A 17,158-nucleotide genomic window follows, 5' to 3' on the forward strand; every position below is an offset into this window, starting at 1 on the left:
CGATTTAACGACTTCATGAAACCACTGAAAGAAACCCATTTCTCCCTCAAGGATTATGTGGATTTTCCGAAGGTCGCAGCCAATGTCGAGGCAATATCTATAAAGCTGAATCAGCTCAACTATCTTATTGGGCAAGAGGATATGGCTGCTGCGGTTAAACGTCTATGGAATGAGAACTCAAAAGTGTTCTCTGTATTAGACGTGCTTATTGCTGTCAGAACAAAAGATAGGAAGAAATCCATTGATGCTTATGGTAATATCCATTTGGTCAGTGATTACTTTAAGTCCCCGGAACAGGTTACAGAGTTTCTTAACGAAACCGGACTCACAAAAGTCTTCCAGAATAAGCAGATCAAAAATCTTGTGGATTATGTCTTCGGTGTGGAGGTCGGCCTCGATTCCAATGCACGTAAGAATCGTGGAGGTCATATAATGGAGGGGCTCGTTGCAAATATCCTGACACTTAACGGTATTGAATTCGAGCAAGAGGTATATTACACTGAGTTTCCTGAGATTGTCAAGGCCTTAGGCGCTGATAAGAAGCGATTTGATTTTGTTATCCGCACACCTCAAAAGACTTATCTCATCGAAGCCAACTTCTATACCGGAGGTGGCTCTAAACTCAACGAAGTGGCACGTTCTTATTCAGAGCTTGCCCCAAAGATTAATGCTGTTCCGGGGTTCGAGTTCGTCTGGATAACCGATGGCATAGGTTGGGAATCTGCCCGTAACAAACTCGAAGAGGCATTTGCTCACATTCCCAGCGTATATAATCTCACAAACATTCAGGAACTTATATCTATGCTGAAGAATGATTAGCAGTAAAGTAATAGAGGTACTTACTCCTCTTTTTAATATTGTCACCAACGCAAAAGGTAAAACCATAAGACAGATAAAAGATGCTCTCTTTATTGGTGATAAGTGCCGGATGAAAAAGGGCGCATCTGGGTTAATTGTCGAAAACTTACTGGGCATAGAAAATAACAATAGGGATGAAGCCGATTTGCCCCAAATTGGCTGTGAGATCAAGATCCTACCATTACAAAAGAATAAGGACGGTTCTATCAAGGCGAAAGAACCAACTGCAATTCAGATGATTAATTATTGTGAGGTGGCCAAAGAGACATGGGAAACTGCCAAAATTAGAAGTAAAATTAATTTAACATTTTGGGTAGTTTATCTTGCAAAGGTGGATGGCAAACCTAAACAACAAGATGATTATGTAATTGTTGATTATTTCCTTGATCATCCTTCCGATGTACAAAACGGAGTCTTCAAAACAGATTGGGAGGAAATTCAATCATACATCAAGCGCGGTGATGCAGACAAACTTTCATGTAGTATGGGAGTCTATCTTGAGCCAAAAACTAAAGGCGCAAACAACCAAGATAAAACGGATGCCCCTGATGGAAAGGGTGGAATAACACGTGCTCGAAGAAGAGCGTTCTACTACAAGAAAAATTATACCAATACACAAATAATTCCAAATCTGGATTTATCAGCTATTAAGTGATGATAAAATCATTCTATAAATCAGACAATCGAGACTTCACCATTATTAATGGTGATTGCTTTGATGTGCTCCCTCGTTTTGATTTTAAGTTTGATATGATCTTCGCAGATCCACCATATTTTCTCTCCAATGGAGGCATAAGCTATCAGGCTGGAAAGGTAGTATGTGTAGATAAAGGAGATTGGGACAAGGGTGGCTCTCCCGAATTGATTATGGAATTTAATCGCAAATGGTTGTATTTATGCAGGGATAAACTTAAAGACAATGGGACAATCTGGATTTCCGGGACTCATCATAATATCTTTTCAATAGCGAACATTCTAACCGAACTCGGTTATAAGATTCTGAATGTAATTACTTGGGCAAAGACAAATCCACCTCCAAATATATCATGTCGTTTCTTTACCTACTCTACGGAATTTATTATATGGGCACGTAAATATCCGAAGGTGCCTCATAAATATAATTATAGATTAATGAAGGCCATTAATAATGGCAAGCAAATGACTGATGTGTGGCGGCTTCCTGCCATCGGTCGATGGGAAAAGTCATGCGGAAAACATCCTACACAGAAACCGTTGCCTCTTCTTACTCGTATAATTCTCGCAAGCACGAATAAACACGATTGGATTCTTGACCCTTTTGCAGGCTCATCCACAACTGGCATAGCTGCCAGTCTTTGTAGTCGTCGTTTTCTTGGTATTGAGAAAGAATTGGAGTTTTCAAATCTTTCATTTAGACGTAGAAAAGAGTTAGATAACGTATGTATTAGAGAATTATACAAGAATAAAAAGATATCTGATTTTGCATTTATTCCATCATTGGATATTGTAGAAGAGCCTCATGCATATTATGGCATTGATTTGCCATTTTAAATATAGAGAATGTTTGGGTTTAACTTTATGAAGTCTTTAGAGAGGATTTCCGGTCTGTTTCGAGCTTTCATTCAGTCATTAATGGAATCCCATAATTCCTTCATTCAATCTCAGAATATTCTCGGAAATCCTCTCTAAATCTTAACATAAGTCAAATCCAAACATTCTCGAACTCTTTTTTATCATGCTTTTACAATCGTCTTATAAATTGTTGTGATGAAACATAAGCCGGCTTTTATCTGAACTTGACATTGGAGGTGTCCCATATTCCAGAATTGGAGCCTGTGATATTGCCGGCAGCATAAATGAAATAGTTGTCGGCCGTGATTTCCACTGGATTTTGCGGATTGATACCATTTTCGCTGCCGGTGTAAGAGTGTGCGAAGCGTCCTGATACGTTGGCAGAAATGACAGTAGGCTTGTCGGCACATTGCAACTGTCCGCATATGAGTCCGGCGATACTTCCTGAGTTGGCAATGACACATCCGGTGTTGCTTACATCATTCAGAGTGAGATTTCTGACAAGACCGAGTATGCCTCCTGTCTGAGTCTTTGCATCGGCGTCGCAGACTACAGTGCCAGAGTTAGTGCAACTCTCGATAAGACACTTGTTGGAAGCCTTGGTGTTAGAGGAAAAGCCGAGAATGCCGCCGACGCGCAATCCCGCGTTCCATCCTGCTTTGGCGGCTTCTGCTGCTCCGGCATGTACGATGCCTGAATTCTCACAGTTGCGAAGTGTGAAGTTGCCCGATGTAGAGCCGAGAATTCCGGCCACACGGTTGGCCTCTGCATATATATAGCCCGAGTTCACACAGTTTTCTATTACGAGCGGTTGTGATGATGTAGCTCTGGAAAATCCGATTATTCCGGCTACTCCGGAGCCGAGAGAGTTGTCATACATATCAGACTTAACTTGTCGTATGATACCGGAGAAGCGGCAGTCGCTGATTGTCGAAGAGTATGCGTACCCTGCAATCCCCGCAATTGTACCCATTGCTTTCCGGGCTCCTTTATTGATGACTGACTCAAGCACTGTACCCTCAACGGTGACGTTGTAGATTGTCGATTGGAATGCCAGTCCGGCGATAAACCCGTAGGCCGATCCTGCATCCATGCCTTCGTTGACAATCTGCATGGTGCAGCTTGTGTCAATCACAAGGTTCTTCACGGTAGCTGATGACAGTACGCCGAACAGTCCGTAGCATTGCTCAGAATCAGTCGACATGGTGAGGTTGCGTATCGTGTGGCCGTTTCCGTTGAATATCCCGCAGAATGCATGACCGTCGTTGCCGAGTGTAGTGGCGCCGTTGGTGATTGTCGATCCGCGCAGATTGCCTGCCGGCGTCCATTGTCTGCCGGTCATGTCGATATCGGCAAGCAGTACAACCTCTTGGTCATCGTTGAGCCATGGTTCGAGTGTGCTTCCTGAATTGACGGCTGCCGCGAAGTCCATGAGTTGGTCGGGGGTTGATATTCCTTTATCCATTATGAAAGGGGCTTGAGTGAATTCCACGGTTGTTTCTCCCAGTTCGGCTGTGGAGAATATGATTTTTCCGCTTCGGGCCTCAGTATCCTTGTTCTCTGCAATCGTGAATGCTGGCATATGATATGGACCGTTGGGCATAAGTGATATCCATGACTGATCCGAGGTGTTTACGCTGTAGTCGAGATTTGTGTTAATGGTTATGGTAAGTGTACCGCCTGCTGAAGGGATGTAGGTCGCTGACACATTTTCGATATTGAATCGGAAAATGTCGGCCGGCGTCTGTTCGATGGTGTAGACTATTTGCTCGGTGCCGGGGTATGATATTGTTATGTCGGCTGTGCGTGGAGTCATGTCGGCTGCGATGGGATATGGCCTGATATCAAAGCGCTCGAGGTTGTTTACAGGCGTGGATCGTGATATGATTCGGCTTATCCAGTCGGCATCGCACTTCACTTCGTACTCCACGTCGGAGTATATCAGTATTTCGAGCGTTCCACCCTCTCCGGTAAATCGGTTGCCGCCCGAGGCGATTGCTTCCAAGGTTGCCGGGAGTGTATTGTCGTCGATATTGTCGCTGCAAGAAGTTCCCAACAAGCCCGCCATTACAGACAATGCTGCGATAAGGAAATGTTTTCTTTTCATCATTAAAGGTATTAACGGGTAATCATATAGTCGGACTCGTGCCCGAGTACAGTTTCTTCGGCAAATGCACGCAGGCGTGCTGCCACTGTCGGGTCGCAGCCACCGTCGGAAACATTTTTGTCAAATTTTTCTCCGAAAATCACAAGGTAGTTGACACATGATTTGAGATATGCGCCGTTGCGGTTGGGGTGTTTTGAGTCGGTATAGAACAGATCGGACATACCTGCGGCGACGGCCTTGTCGAATGCGACACCTATGGGAGATACCCAGTCGACATTATTATCGGCTTTCGCTATAGCCAGAGTGCCGTTGAGCAGGTGCTTTTCAAATTCCGACGATGAACCGAAGTTATTCCAGTTGCTTTTAGGGAAAGCCCATGTGTTTTCAAGGATGATTTTCGATGTCGGCGAGCCGTTGCGGAATCTGGCTGTGAGAGCCTTGCAGTCGGACAGTGTAGTTTCCTGCGGATTATTGGCATAGTCGGAATAGCGAGTCGACTGTTCTTGAAGGATTATGTAGTCGTAGCCGCTGCGGTCAGTTATGTCGCGCGAGAGTTCTAATTCCATATGGTTGCTTAGGTATTGTGAGCCTTTCGCGTTAATCCTGATGTCGAGCTGGTGTCCCTGCGAACGGGCAATCTCTTTGAGCAGGAATGCCGAGGCAAAGTAATGGGTGAATGAGTTGCCGAGTATCGCCACTTTTTTTATATCCTTTCGGGCAATACCAGGATAGGCTGTTGCTGTGCAGAAATGGAACTCATGGGAGGGCATATAGATTTCACCGCTGTTGGTTGGCGACAATTTTGCGTCGAGTCCGTTGCGTTCGCCTACTACTCGGCAACGTACTCTTACCATGCCGTCGGTTAACGTATTGTCGAGTGTGAAACTCTGTGTGAATGATGTGTGTTGATATGAACTGAAATGCTTTGTGTAAAATGAATATTTTACGCCGTCGTCATTTGTCGACAATGTGCTTTGATCCGGGCATCTCCATTGGCCTCCATCATAAATCTCGCAGATCCAATATTTGGGGGCACTGTTGTCGGCTGACGATATTGTAAGCATGAAATCGACCGATGTGCCTGCCTCAAGTTTGCCTGATGGTATGGAGAACAGCAGGTAATCGCCGGTATAAAGTCCCGACACTGCAATGGAGTTTTTGTATGCGGTGGAGATTGAACGGTTTAACTTTAGATTGTTGACACCTACCGCCGATACAAAAGACCGTTGTGAGCCGGTGTCGTAATTGGCTTCGGCTGCACCGGAGATTAACCATCCGCAGGATGCGGCTTCACTGTTGGTGTAATACCATCGCGAAGGGAATGCCGGTTGACAGTCATGACCGGCGTGTTTTACTTCGATTATGGATGTCTGTCCCGACTCTTTGCCGACAAACGAGATTAATGCCGAGCGGCCGGTTGGGTATGGTCCGTCGGGAGCTATCGATATTGTGAATTCCTTGCTGGCCGTCATGCCTCCCTCAGGCACTCCGGCTATCTGTAGCCATTCGGCGCCTGAGGTTGTCATGTCGATATCTTCATAAGGTGATACGGTTATGTCATGGTAGCGACATTCAGTAGCGGAGAAGAAGACTTCTTTATCCGATAGCCCGCAGCATCCGTCGCGCGTAGTTGCCGACTGTTGTACGTTTATCTTAAGATGGGAGGATGTGGTATATATGCATATCTCACCTTGTCGATTGTCTTTGCCGGAATTGGGTGAGACCTCCACCGACAGGCGGTAATGTCCGCTCTTGTGGTATCCGCCGGTTGGCGTCATAGTCATCCACGGGTCGGATGGCACTATGGATTTCCAGGTGTTTCCTTTGCCTTTTACTCCTAAATTTATTATGTATGTGCCACCGTCGGACGGTACTGATATGTCGGTAATATCGGCTGTGATTTCACCGATGGCATTTGCATCCCGTATGTCGTCGGACGAGCATGCGTATAAGCCGCCCGATATGAGCATCATGGCGAATAGAATGTTGCACTTCATGGTTGGAATATGATTTTATTTCGTGATTATGTGATAAAGCAGGCAGCAGGTGCATTGTGCTTAAATTATTACACCGGTTGAATGTTGGATTTACTGTATTCTAAATGTGTTATGCAACATGTTTTATCGGAAATTTGTAAATTTGCCTAATGAAATTATTATACAGCATAATATGTCAGATTTTTTAGCTGCCCGACTGTCGGAAGTGCTTGACAACGGCAATGGAATTACTGTAGATGAGGCTGTTGAACTAAACGACAGATACTCAGCCGATGAACTGGCGGATGCCGCCGACAAGGTGCGCCGCCGCTGGCATAATGATGAAATAGATACATGCTCTATAGTCAATGCCCGCTCCGGACGTTGTTCCGAAGATTGTAAATGGTGTGCCCAGTCGCGCCATCATCACACGGGAGTGTCTGAGTATGATATTATCCGGGAGGAGCAGGCCCTTGATGCCGCACGCATGAATACTATGCATGGCATACGACGCTTTTCGCTTGTGACATCGGGGCGCAAGGTTGCTCCGGCCGATATCGAGAACTTCTGCCGTATATACCGCAGGATAGGGGCCGAGACGCCGCTCTATCTGTGTGCCTCGATGGGATTGCTGGGGCTTGACGAGCTTCGCCGCCTGAAAGAGGCGGGTGTAAAGCGCTACCACTGTAATCTTGAGACATCAGCGTCATATTTCCCCTCGCTATGCACCACCCACACACATGCTGACAAACTGCGCACAATCGCATTGGCCCGCAGTGTGGGTATGGAGGTGTGCTGTGGCGGGATAATAGGCATGGGAGAGACCATGCGTCAGCGTCTCGAACTTGCCGCCGAGGCCCGCGATGCCGGAGCCGTATCTATACCTATTAATATATTGAATCCGATTCCCGGCACTCCGCTGGAGTCGACACCTCTGATTTCCGAAGAAGAGATAGTGCGCACGGCTGCGTTGTTCCGCATGATTGCTCCGCGGTGCATACTGCGTTTTGCCGGTGGGCGAATGCGCCTCAGCCACGACACTATGCGGCGTATGCTGCTTGGCGGCGTAAACGGTGTGTTGATGGGCGACATGCTCACGACGGTAGGCAACACTGTGGAAGACGACAAACGCCTTTTTGCAGAATCCGGCTACCGGGAAGCGCCTTTGGAGGCCTGAATTACGGAATTTTAACTTTAAAATAAGGATTAAAGGGAGTTTTTGCGTAAATTTGCACCCAAATTCTCATCCCAGCGCGGGGAATTTCTCTCTGCGCATACACTCTCCAGGACGAAAATCCCCTCCCAGTGGAAGAATCACAGAAACCAAATACCCTGCGCCGGAGCATGAGCTTCATGAAGCGCCACCCGATATTGTTTAATTTCCTGCTGATAATGCTTGTCGGCTTCGGTGTCATATGGATGGCGCTGATTAGTCTTGATATATGGACCGATCATGGCTCGTATGAGGTAGTGCCGGATATGAAGGGCCTGTCGTACGACCAGGCCGTAAAGGCTCTTGAGAGTGTCGGGCTTAAGCCTGAACTTTCCGACTCGATATATGATATGACTACCGCTCCGGGCACTGTGCTCGAGCAGTCGCCGAGAGCTCGCACTAAAGTGAAACCTCACCGTACGGTGTATCTTACTGTTACGGCCTTTTCTCCCAAAATGATATCATTGCCGGCAGTTACGGATATGTCACTGCGCCAGGCTCGTTCCACACTTGAGGGCGCCGGTATCCGCAATATACGCGAGGTGCTCGTGCCGAGCGAGTACAAGGACCTTGTGCTTGGTGTAAAATTCAACGGTGTATCTGTACAGCCTGGTGCGAGAGTTCCTACTTCCGCCACAATAACTATCGAAGTCGGAGAGGGACTCAGCCTTGATGTTGACAGTATCGACACGCTCGAGGCTATAGAGAGTGACCACGAGGCGACTGTGCTGAATCTCGAATAGGTATTACCGAGGATGTTTCTGATATTGCCTTCAATCTGCTAATCGACTCAATGGATGTGTATCCATAAATTATCCCTATGATTTCTACAGAAGATATAGACAAGACTATTGCCGACTATGTCCCCGACGATGTAGTCCGGGAAGATTCTGCCGTAGACGGGGATGACGACGGCGGCGAGCTTTACGAACATTTCCGTTTTGTTGCTGACAAAGGTCAGGAATTGTTGCGTGTCGATAAATTTCTGGTGGCCCGTCTGCAGAAATCGTCCCGCAACCGTGTGCAGCAGGCAGCCGAAGCCGGATGTATTCTTGTCAACGGCAAGCCGGTAAAGAGCAACTACAGGGTAAAGTCTCTGGATGTGGTACAGGTGGTCATGGACCGTCCCCGCTACGAGTTTGAGATTATAGCCGAAGATATTCCGCTTGATATTGTCTATGAGGATGACGACCTGCTGGTGGTGAACAAGCCTGCCGGACTCGTCGTACACCCCGGTCACGGCAATTACCACGGCACTCTTGTCAACGCGCTTGCATGGCATTTCCGCAATACTCCTGATTATGATGTCAACGACCCGCGCATGGGGCTTGTACACCGTATCGACAAGGATACGTCAGGTTTGCTCGTAGTTGCCAAGACCCCTGACGCCAAGACCGCTCTCGGGCGCCAGTTTTTTGAGAAGACTACCAAGCGCGAGTATGTGGCCGTGGTATGGGGTGCTCCCGATCCGGCTGACGGACGTATCGAGGGTAATATAGGACGCAATCCGAAAGACCGTCTGCAGATGGCGGTATTTCCCGATGGCGACCAGGGCAAGCATGCAGTGACGCATTATTATACCCAACAGACTCTGGCCTATGTGAGTGTGGTGAAGTGTGTCCTCGAGACGGGCCGCACCCATCAGATACGTGTGCATATGAAGCATATCGGACATCCGCTGTTCAATGATGCGCGATATGGAGGCGATGCAGTGTTGCGGGGTGTCGGAAGCGGCAGCTACCGTCAGTTTGTGGCGCATTGCCGTGAGGTATGTCCAAGGCAGGCCCTGCATGCGCGTACTCTCGGATTCGTACATCCGCGCACCGGACAAGAGATGTTTTTTTCGGCTCCGCTGCCTGCCGATATGGAGGCACTGATAAAACGTTGGGCCGATTATGCCGGCGGATTAAGTGTGTAAATTGCTAAATGTAGTTAATATATAAGAACTTATATAAGGATAATAAGTGATATTTGCTACCTTTGATAATCATAACTTTTCAGTAGACTAAGATTATGGCAGATGAATTGACAATGGATACCAGGCAGTTTGACGAAATTGCACCGTACTCCGACGATATATTCCATGAAAAAATGGCCGGGCTGGTTAAGGAGCCCGGATTTGAGCATGCTGTGAAGTGGGTGCTCCCTAAAATTGATTTCAATGATTTCTGCAATGGATTGCTTGAAGTAAAGGACAAGACTACTTTCCAACGCAAAATCATGTGGCCATTCCTTGAGATGCTCGCATCCAAGACAACCTCAGGAATCACAATATCAGGGCTTGACAAAATCGACAAGTCAAAGGCCTATACATTTATAACCAATCACAGGGATATCGTACTGGATACATCGTTTCTTAATCTCTGTTTCCTGCGCGCCGGCTATCCTACTACCGAGGTAGCTATAGGCGACAACCTGCTTATATATGCATGGATCAACGACCTCGTGCGCCTGAACAAGAGTTTTATCGTGAAGCGTGACCTTCCGCGAGTAAAAGCCCTTGAGGCCGCACAGCAGCTGTCGGCATATATACATTATGCCATTACCGGCAAAAATCAGTCGGTATGGATTGCCGAGCGGCAAGGACGCAGCAAGGATTCGAGCGACATGGCTCAGGACAGTCTGATTAAAATGCTCGGTCTGGCCGGCAACAATGACTTTGTAGGCAATCTTGAGGAAATAAACCTGTTGCCTGTAAGTATCTCTTATGAATATGACCCCAATGACTATCTGAAAGCACGCGAGTTTCTGCTCCGTCGCAATGACCCTGACTTCAAAAAGACTCAGCGCGACGACCTTTTCGCCATGGAGACCGGACTGCTCCAGCCGAAGGGACGTGTGCATTTCGAAGTGGGCAATCCTGTGAATGACGAATTGTCGCGCATGGACCGCTCGCTCGACAAGACTGCCGTAGCCCGCGATGTATGCCGTATAATCGACTGTGACATACATTCAGGCTACAAAATCTTCCCCATCAACTATATAGCGTTCGACCAACTGTACAACACCGACAAGTGGTCCGACCGATATACCCGGGAGGAAGTTGTCGATTTCAATAATTATCTGCATGCCCAGATATTGAAAGTAGATATCCCCGATTTGTCGGAGGCTGATACCCAGTTCCTTTATGAGATGATGCTTACTATGTATGCCAATCCGTTGAAGAACAGTATTATCGCCAACGATGTGTGTCTCGATTCAGAATCTGCCACTATATAATGCTTCTTTGTCTCGGCTATACTGAAACGATTCTCTCCGTCTAACTATCATATTGTTATTCCACGATGCGACTCCCTATATTACCGATGATAATTCTTATCGCTTTCAACCTTTTGGTCGACGGATATATATGGAGTGTGTTGCGTCGTGTGTTGCGCAACCGTAATGTCACAAAGGCATATGCGGTCACGTCGTTGCTGCTGATACTTTACGCTGTGGTGATTGTAGCTCTTCCGCGAAGGCGTGGAGGAGATGCGTTGCTGTTGGCCGACATGTGGATGCTCTACAGCTATTTCACTATCTATGTACCTAAGCTGGTATTTGCGCTTGTAAGCCTGGCGGCTATGGCGCCGATGCTGTGGAAGAGGCATATATCACGTCCATTGCTGCTCACAGGTGCCGTTGCTGCTGCTGTCACATTTGTTGTAATGTGGTGGGGAGCTTTGGTAAATCGCACAAGTTGCCAGATAAAAGAAGTCACTCTGTGTTTTGACGGGCTTCCGGAGGCTTTCGACGGATACCGTATGGTACAGTTCTCTGATTTTCATGTCGGTACCTATGGTTCTGACACTACATTTGTGTCAGACGTCGTCAACACAATCAACAGTCTGAATCCTGACGTGATATTCTTTACCGGTGATATAGTAAACCGCCGTACCGATGAGCTGCCACCTTTTGTCACCACTTTGAGCCGGCTCTCTGCTCCCCACGGCGTTATATCCATACTTGGCAATCATGATTATGGCGATTACAGCGAATGGCCGTCAGCCGAAGCCAAAGCCGATAACCTCAGCCGGATGCATGCATTGCAGGCCGATATGGGTTGGAATCTGTTGCTTAACTCTTCAGAGATACTGAAGCGTGGCGGCGATTCGATAGCTGTGGTAGGTGTGGAAAACTGGGGGGACCCGCCCTTTAGCGTATACGGTAATCTCGGAAAAGCATATCCGGCTCTTGGCGATTCGACATTCAAGATATTGCTTACCCACAATCCGGCTCACTGGGTGGAAGAGGTGGCCTCGCATGACTCGGTTGAGATTCCGCTGTCGCTTTCCGGCCATACCCATGCCATGCAGATTGAAGTGGCCGGGTGGTCGCCTGCAAAATATCGCTATCCTACATGGGGCGGTTTATATTCCGATTCCGATGGAAGCCATATGCTGTATGTCAACATCGGAGTGGGTGCCGTGGCTCTTCCGATGCGTATCGGAGCCACTCCTGAAATTACCCTCATAACTTTACGACGCTGCCCGGCAGAGTCGGCCTCACAATCGCAGACAATAATAAAATAACAATATAGCATCTTATTCTCAGACTCTTACATAATCGATGAACAGCGAGTTTGTATCTATCATTGCCGAGGAACTGAGCATCCCGCGCAAATCGGTCAATGCCACCGTAAAATTGCTCGAAGACGGAGCTACCATACCTTTTATCAGCCGTTACCGCAAAGAAGCTACCGGGGCGCTTGATGAAAACGCTATACACAATATCGAGCGCCGTTACCGCTCTCTCGAAGCTCTCGAAAAGCGTAAGGAAGCGATATTGGCCTCAATGGAGGAACAGGGAAAACTTACTGACGATTTACGCAAACGCATTGAGGAGACTCGTGAAGCCTCCACTCTCGAAGATATTTACATGCCTTTCCGCCCCAAACGGCGCACTCGGGCTATGATTGCAGCCGAAAAAGGCCTTGAGCCTCTGGCACGTATGATTATGTCGCAGAATCTTGATTCGCTCGACAAGGCTGTGAAAAAATTCGTCAAAGGAGATGTGGCCGATGCCGCAGCTGCTGTAGACGGTGCTTCTGATATCATAGCCGAGTGGATAAGCGATAGTGAGAAAGCGCGCTCGATTGTGCGTGCCCGCTATATGCGCAATGCTGTGATTACCTCAAAGGTGATATCCGGTAAGGAAGAAGATGGTCGTACCTACGAGAATTATTTCGATTATACCTCTCCGCTGCGTATGTGCACATCACACCGCCTGCTTGCTGTGCTCCGCGGACAGAAAGAGGGTATATTGAAGGTGAACGTATCGATTGACGACGATGAGATGATCGAGCGTCTTACACGTATGTTCCTGCGCTCGACAGCCTCTGACGAAGTGGCTGCCGTAATCCGTTCTACTGTCCGCGACTCATACCGCCGACTGATAAAGCCCTCGATTGAGACTGAGATTATGAATGCCGCCAAGGGTAAGGCCGACGATAGTGCAATCGCGATATTCGCCGACAATGTACGTCAGGTGCTGATGGCCTCGCCGCTTGTTGGTAAAAGGGTGCTTGCTGTAGACCCCGGCTTTAAGAACGGATGTAAGATTGCCGCTCTCGATTCCCAGGGCAATGTGCTGTATACCGACCAGATATTTCCGAATGCCCCGGTCAATGATTTTCATGGAGCGGCATTTAAGGTTTGCTCGATTATCGACCGTTTTGAAGTCGATGTCATTGCTCTCGGCAACGGCACTGCATCGCGCGAGACTGAAAATTTCCTGAACCAGTTGCGTTATCCGCGCCCTGTGCGTATTTATATAGTAAACGAGAGCGGGGCGTCGATTTACTCAACTTCCGAAGTGGGGGTGCGCGAATTCCCCGACCTTAAGGACCTCGACCGCGGCGCCATATCTCTTGGCCGCCGTCTGATTGACCCTATGGCCGAGCTGGTGAAGATTGAACCGAAACATATAGGAGTAGGGCAGTACCAGCATGATGTGGATCAGACAAAGTTGCGCGACGCGCTCGACTTTACAGTAGGCAGCTGTGTGAACGCTGTCGGCGTCAATGTCAACACCGCTTCACGCGAGTTGCTGAGCTACGTCAGCGGTATCGGTCCGACACTGGCTGCAAATATTGTGAGCTATCGTGCGGAGAACGGTGATTTTACATCACGCCGTGAGTTGCTCAATGTGTCGCGCATGGGGGAGAAAGCATTTCAGCAGTGTGCCGGATTCCTACGTATTCCGGGCGCACACAATATACTTGACAATACAGGGGTGCACCCCGAGCGCTACGACCTTGTCGAGGCTATAGCTTCCGACCGTGGCACTACGGTCGACGCTCTTGTAAAGGACCCCAAGACACTCCAGAGCCTGGATTTGTCGCCATATGTGACCAAGGATGTCGGACTTCCGACCCTTACCGACATCGTGCTCGAGCTTGAGAAGCCGGGACGTGACCCTCGTGCCGTAGATGAGGAGCCGGTCGAGTTTGATACAGGTATCCATGATATCCGCGACCTGCATGCCGGCATGGAGCTGCAGGGTGTGGTCAACAATATAACCGCTTTCGGCTGTTTTGTCGATTTGGGTATTCACGAGAATGGACTCATACACATTTCGCAGCTTGCCGACCGCTTTGTGTCGTCGCCTCTTGAGGTGGTGCAGATGAATCAGAAAGTACGGGTGCGCGTCATGGATGTGGATTATATGCGCGGACGCATTGCCCTTACTATGAAAGACGTTTCGCAACTGCCGCAGGCATGAGAGTTGACCTTCCCGATACTATGTGTATAGTGGGCGTTGGCTCCAATAGTCCCGACCGTGCTGAAAAGGTAGCCGAGGCAATCGGCTGGCTTGGCCGCACATTTTATCCGGCTGTCTTCTCGCCCGTTTACTCCACACCCGAGTGGAGCGGCAGATTTCCTGAGTATCTCAATGCCGTAGCCGCTGTCGGTATAGCTCCGCATGTCGGTTTTGACGATGTCAACGCCTCACTGAAACTTTATGAGCGCCGTTGTGGGAGAGTCCCGTCCGACAAGACAAGCGGCATAGTGCCTATCGACCTCGATATAGTGGTCTGGAGAGGGGAGGTATGCCGCGAGGCCGAGTTTCTGCGTCCATATTTCTCGGAAGGCTACGATATGGTGGTCAAACAACTGGTATCAATGAAGAAATAATCATCATCATGAATCGCAAGGATTTTGAAATAATGGCTCCTGTGGGGAGTTACGAGTCGCTGCATGCCGCAATTGACGCCGGTGCCGATGCCGTGTATTTCGGCATAGCCGGACTCAACATGCGTTCGCGCTCTTCAATAAACTTTACTCTTGACGATTTGCGCTCTATTGCCGCACTCTGTGCAGAGCATGGCGTAAAGACTTATCTTACAGTCAATACTATAATATATGACTCTGACATAGAGCGTTGTCATGAGGTAATCGACGCCGCGCGCGACGCCGGGATTACAGCGATTATAGCAAGCGATATAGCGGCTATAGTCTATGCGCGCTCAGTTGGTGTCGAGGTGCATATCTCCACACAGTGCAATATATCAAACATCGAGGCTGTACGCTTCTATTCACAGTGGGCCGATGTAGTGGTGCTTGCGCGCGAACTGAATATGGAGCAGGTAGCGGCAATACACAAGGCGATTGTTGACGATGATATCCGTGGACCCAAGGGCGAATTGGTGAAGATTGAGATGTTCTGCCACGGAGCCCTCTGCATGGCCGTCAGCGGCAAGTGCTATCTGAGCCTTCATGAAATGAACTCAAGTGCCAATCGTGGTGCATGCACCCAGATATGCCGTCGTGGATATACGGTGCGCGACCGGGAGACCGGCGACGAACTCGAGGTCGACAACAAGTACATAATGTCGCCTAAGGACTTGAAGACAATCCACTTCCTCAACAAGATGATTGATGCCGGAGTAAGTGTGTTCAAGATAGAGGGGCGCGCTCGTGGCCCTGAGTATGTGAAGATTGCTGTAGAATGTTACGATGAGGCTTTGAGAGCGATAGCCGACGGAACCTACTCCGACGAACTTGTGGCCGGATGGGACGAGCGTCTCGGACGCATCTTCAACCGCGGATTCTGGAATGGCTATTACCTCGGACAGCGTCTTGGCGAGTGGTCATCGAAGTATGGCTCCTCGGCCACACGCACAAAGATATATGCGGCCAAGGGGATACGTTATTTCTCCAAACTGGGTGTTGCCGAGTTTCTGATGGAGGCCGGCGAGCTGCATGTAGGCGACGAGATTGTCATTACCGGTCCGACTACCGGGGCCATGATTATCAAGGTAGAGGAGATAAGAGTCAACCTCAAGCCGGTAGAAAAGGCCGTCAAGGGTGATAGCTTCTCCATTCCGGTTCCGGCAAAGGTACGCCCGTCCGACAGACTTTACCGTTGGCAAGAGGCATAGATTTCGGTGGAAATTAGTTATATTTGCGAAAACGTAATATTCGATACATAGATGAAACAGACTTTATCCAACGACCTGCTTACGGTGACAATCGATACATTCGGCGCCGAGCTACAGGAAATAGCAAACAACCGTACCGGCTGGCAGTATCTTTGGCATGGCGACAAGGCATTCTGGGGGCGCCGCTCTCCTGTGCTTTTCCCGATAGTAGGGTCGGTATGGGACGGATGCTACCGTATGGACGGCAATGAGTTCAGGCTTGGTCAGCATGGATTCGCACGCGACAGAGAGTTTGAAATCATGACCGATACTCCTGACGATGAGGCTTGGTTTTCGCTCGAATCCGATGACAGCACCCTGGCGCTGTATCCCCGTCGTTTCCGTCTGGAGATTGGATACCGCCTGCAGGAAGCGAGGCTTACCGTTATGTGGCGCGTCATAAACCTCGACGACAAGGAGATGTGTTTCCAGATAGGAGCGCATCCTGCTTTCAACTATCCCGACTTCAATGCCGCTGACGATGTACATGGCTATTTTAGTTTTGACAGCCGTACGCTCGAGAAGCAGGTGATTGAAGAGAAAGGATGTGTAGGGAGCGCTACCGAGACTGTCGTACTTGACGATGACGCAATGCTTCCGGTAGTGAACGACACATTCTGCAACGATGCCATAGTGTTGGGCGACCATCAGGTACACAGAGTGTCGATGCTTGACAAGAACCGTGCACCATATATTTCGGTACTGTTTCAGGCGCCTCTTGTCGGCCTATGGTCTCCATCGGCCAAGGCTCCTTTCGTATGTATCGAGCCGTGGTGGGGCAGATGTGACCGAGTAGGATTCTCCGGCGATTTTTCCGACCGCGACTATGTAAACAAAATTGCTCCGGGAGAAACTTTCTCTGCCTCTTATATGGTCATTTTCGATAACTTCTGACAGAAGAGTGCTTGACTGTATTTGCCGCTCTTGGAAATTAGGCGAAAAACAGTAACTTTGTATTTATCCCAACAAACAAGCTCTAAGAGCTTGTTTAATAATAAATGTTGCCGCCAGGGTCGTATAGCTTGAGACGATTTTCGACATGTGACGAAGGA

The 17,158-nt window shown here is 48.6% G+C and carries 14 protein-coding genes; 12 read left to right on the plus strand and 2 right to left on the minus strand.

The annotated features are described in order from the left end of the window. The first annotated feature begins 15 nt into the window (after positions 1-15). Genes K2I50_RS03185 through K2I50_RS03195 form a run of 3 tightly spaced genes read left to right on the plus strand, consistent with a single transcriptional unit; the run spans position 16 to position 2,388 of the window. Positions 16-819 carry a type II restriction endonuclease gene (locus K2I50_RS03185; RefSeq protein WP_301024803.1) on the plus strand — a complete coding sequence of 268 codons (804 nt, stop codon included), beginning with the start codon at positions 16-18 and terminating at the stop codon, positions 817-819. Next, a complete protein-coding gene (locus tag K2I50_RS03190; RefSeq protein ID WP_301024804.1) occupies positions 812-1,513 on the plus strand; it encodes a MutH/Sau3AI family endonuclease in 702 nt (233 codons plus the stop codon). The genes K2I50_RS03185 and K2I50_RS03190 overlap by 8 nt, the downstream gene beginning before the upstream one ends. Then, positions 1,513-2,388: a DNA-methyltransferase gene (locus K2I50_RS03195; protein ID WP_301024805.1), complete on the plus strand. Its 876-nt coding sequence runs from the start codon at positions 1,513-1,515 to the stop codon at positions 2,386-2,388. Before K2I50_RS03190 ends, K2I50_RS03195 begins: the two co-directional genes overlap by 1 nt. 235 nt (positions 2,389-2,623) lie before the next feature. Here the strand turns inward: K2I50_RS03195 and K2I50_RS03200 are convergent, their stop codons facing one another. Beyond that, complete coding sequence (locus K2I50_RS03200) at positions 2,624-4,519, minus strand: BACON domain-containing protein (protein WP_301024806.1); 1,896 nt, start codon at positions 4,517-4,519, stop codon at positions 2,624-2,626. An 8-nt stretch (positions 4,520-4,527) separates the two neighbouring features. Next, positions 4,528-6,513: a BACON domain-containing protein gene (locus K2I50_RS03205; protein ID WP_301024807.1), complete on the minus strand. Its 1,986-nt coding sequence runs from the start codon at positions 6,511-6,513 to the stop codon at positions 4,528-4,530. Between the two features lie 172 nt (positions 6,514-6,685). Here K2I50_RS03205 and bioB point away from each other — a divergent pair, with 172 nt between their 5' ends. From bioB to K2I50_RS03250, 9 genes are all read left to right on the plus strand, one after another. Beyond that, positions 6,686-7,669, plus strand: coding sequence for a biotin synthase BioB (gene bioB / locus K2I50_RS03210; RefSeq protein WP_301024808.1), 984 nt, complete (start codon positions 6,686-6,688; stop codon positions 7,667-7,669). Positions 7,670-7,797: 128 nt separating this feature from the next. Continuing rightward, a complete protein-coding gene (locus tag K2I50_RS03215; RefSeq protein WP_301024809.1) occupies positions 7,798-8,448 on the plus strand; it encodes a PASTA domain-containing protein in 651 nt (216 codons plus the stop codon). Positions 8,449-8,525: 77 nt separating this feature from the next. After that, positions 8,526-9,623: an RluA family pseudouridine synthase gene (locus tag K2I50_RS03220; RefSeq protein WP_301024810.1), complete on the plus strand. Its 1,098-nt coding sequence runs from the start codon at positions 8,526-8,528 to the stop codon at positions 9,621-9,623. Positions 9,624-9,718: 95 nt separating this feature from the next. Further along, positions 9,719-10,924, plus strand: coding sequence for an acyltransferase (locus K2I50_RS03225; RefSeq protein WP_301024811.1), 1,206 nt, complete (start codon positions 9,719-9,721; stop codon positions 10,922-10,924). Positions 10,925-10,989: 65 nt separating this feature from the next. Beyond that, the gene (locus K2I50_RS03230; protein ID WP_301024812.1) at positions 10,990-12,216 is read left to right on the plus strand and encodes a metallophosphoesterase; all 1,227 of its coding nucleotides are present in this window, start codon (positions 10,990-10,992) and stop codon (positions 12,214-12,216) included. 37 nt (positions 12,217-12,253) lie between these two features. Next, on the plus strand, positions 12,254-14,407 hold the full coding sequence (locus K2I50_RS03235) for a Tex family protein (protein ID WP_301024813.1): 2,154 nt from the start codon (positions 12,254-12,256) through the stop codon (positions 14,405-14,407). Next, on the plus strand, positions 14,404-14,820 hold the full coding sequence (locus tag K2I50_RS03240; RefSeq protein WP_301024814.1) for a 2-amino-4-hydroxy-6-hydroxymethyldihydropteridine diphosphokinase: 417 nt from the start codon (positions 14,404-14,406) through the stop codon (positions 14,818-14,820). The genes K2I50_RS03235 and K2I50_RS03240 overlap by 4 nt, the downstream gene beginning before the upstream one ends. An 8-nt stretch (positions 14,821-14,828) precedes the next feature. Beyond that, positions 14,829-16,067: a peptidase U32 family protein gene (locus tag K2I50_RS03245; protein WP_301024815.1), complete on the plus strand. Its 1,239-nt coding sequence runs from the start codon at positions 14,829-14,831 to the stop codon at positions 16,065-16,067. Positions 16,068-16,118: 51 nt separating this feature from the next. Next, positions 16,119-17,000, plus strand: coding sequence for an aldose 1-epimerase family protein (locus tag K2I50_RS03250; RefSeq protein WP_301024816.1), 882 nt, complete (start codon positions 16,119-16,121; stop codon positions 16,998-17,000). The last annotated feature ends 158 nt before the right edge of the window (positions 17,001-17,158 follow it).

This window comes from Muribaculum sp. (genome assembly GCF_029051885.1).
Taxonomy (GTDB): Bacteria; Bacteroidota; Bacteroidia; order Bacteroidales; family Muribaculaceae; genus Muribaculum.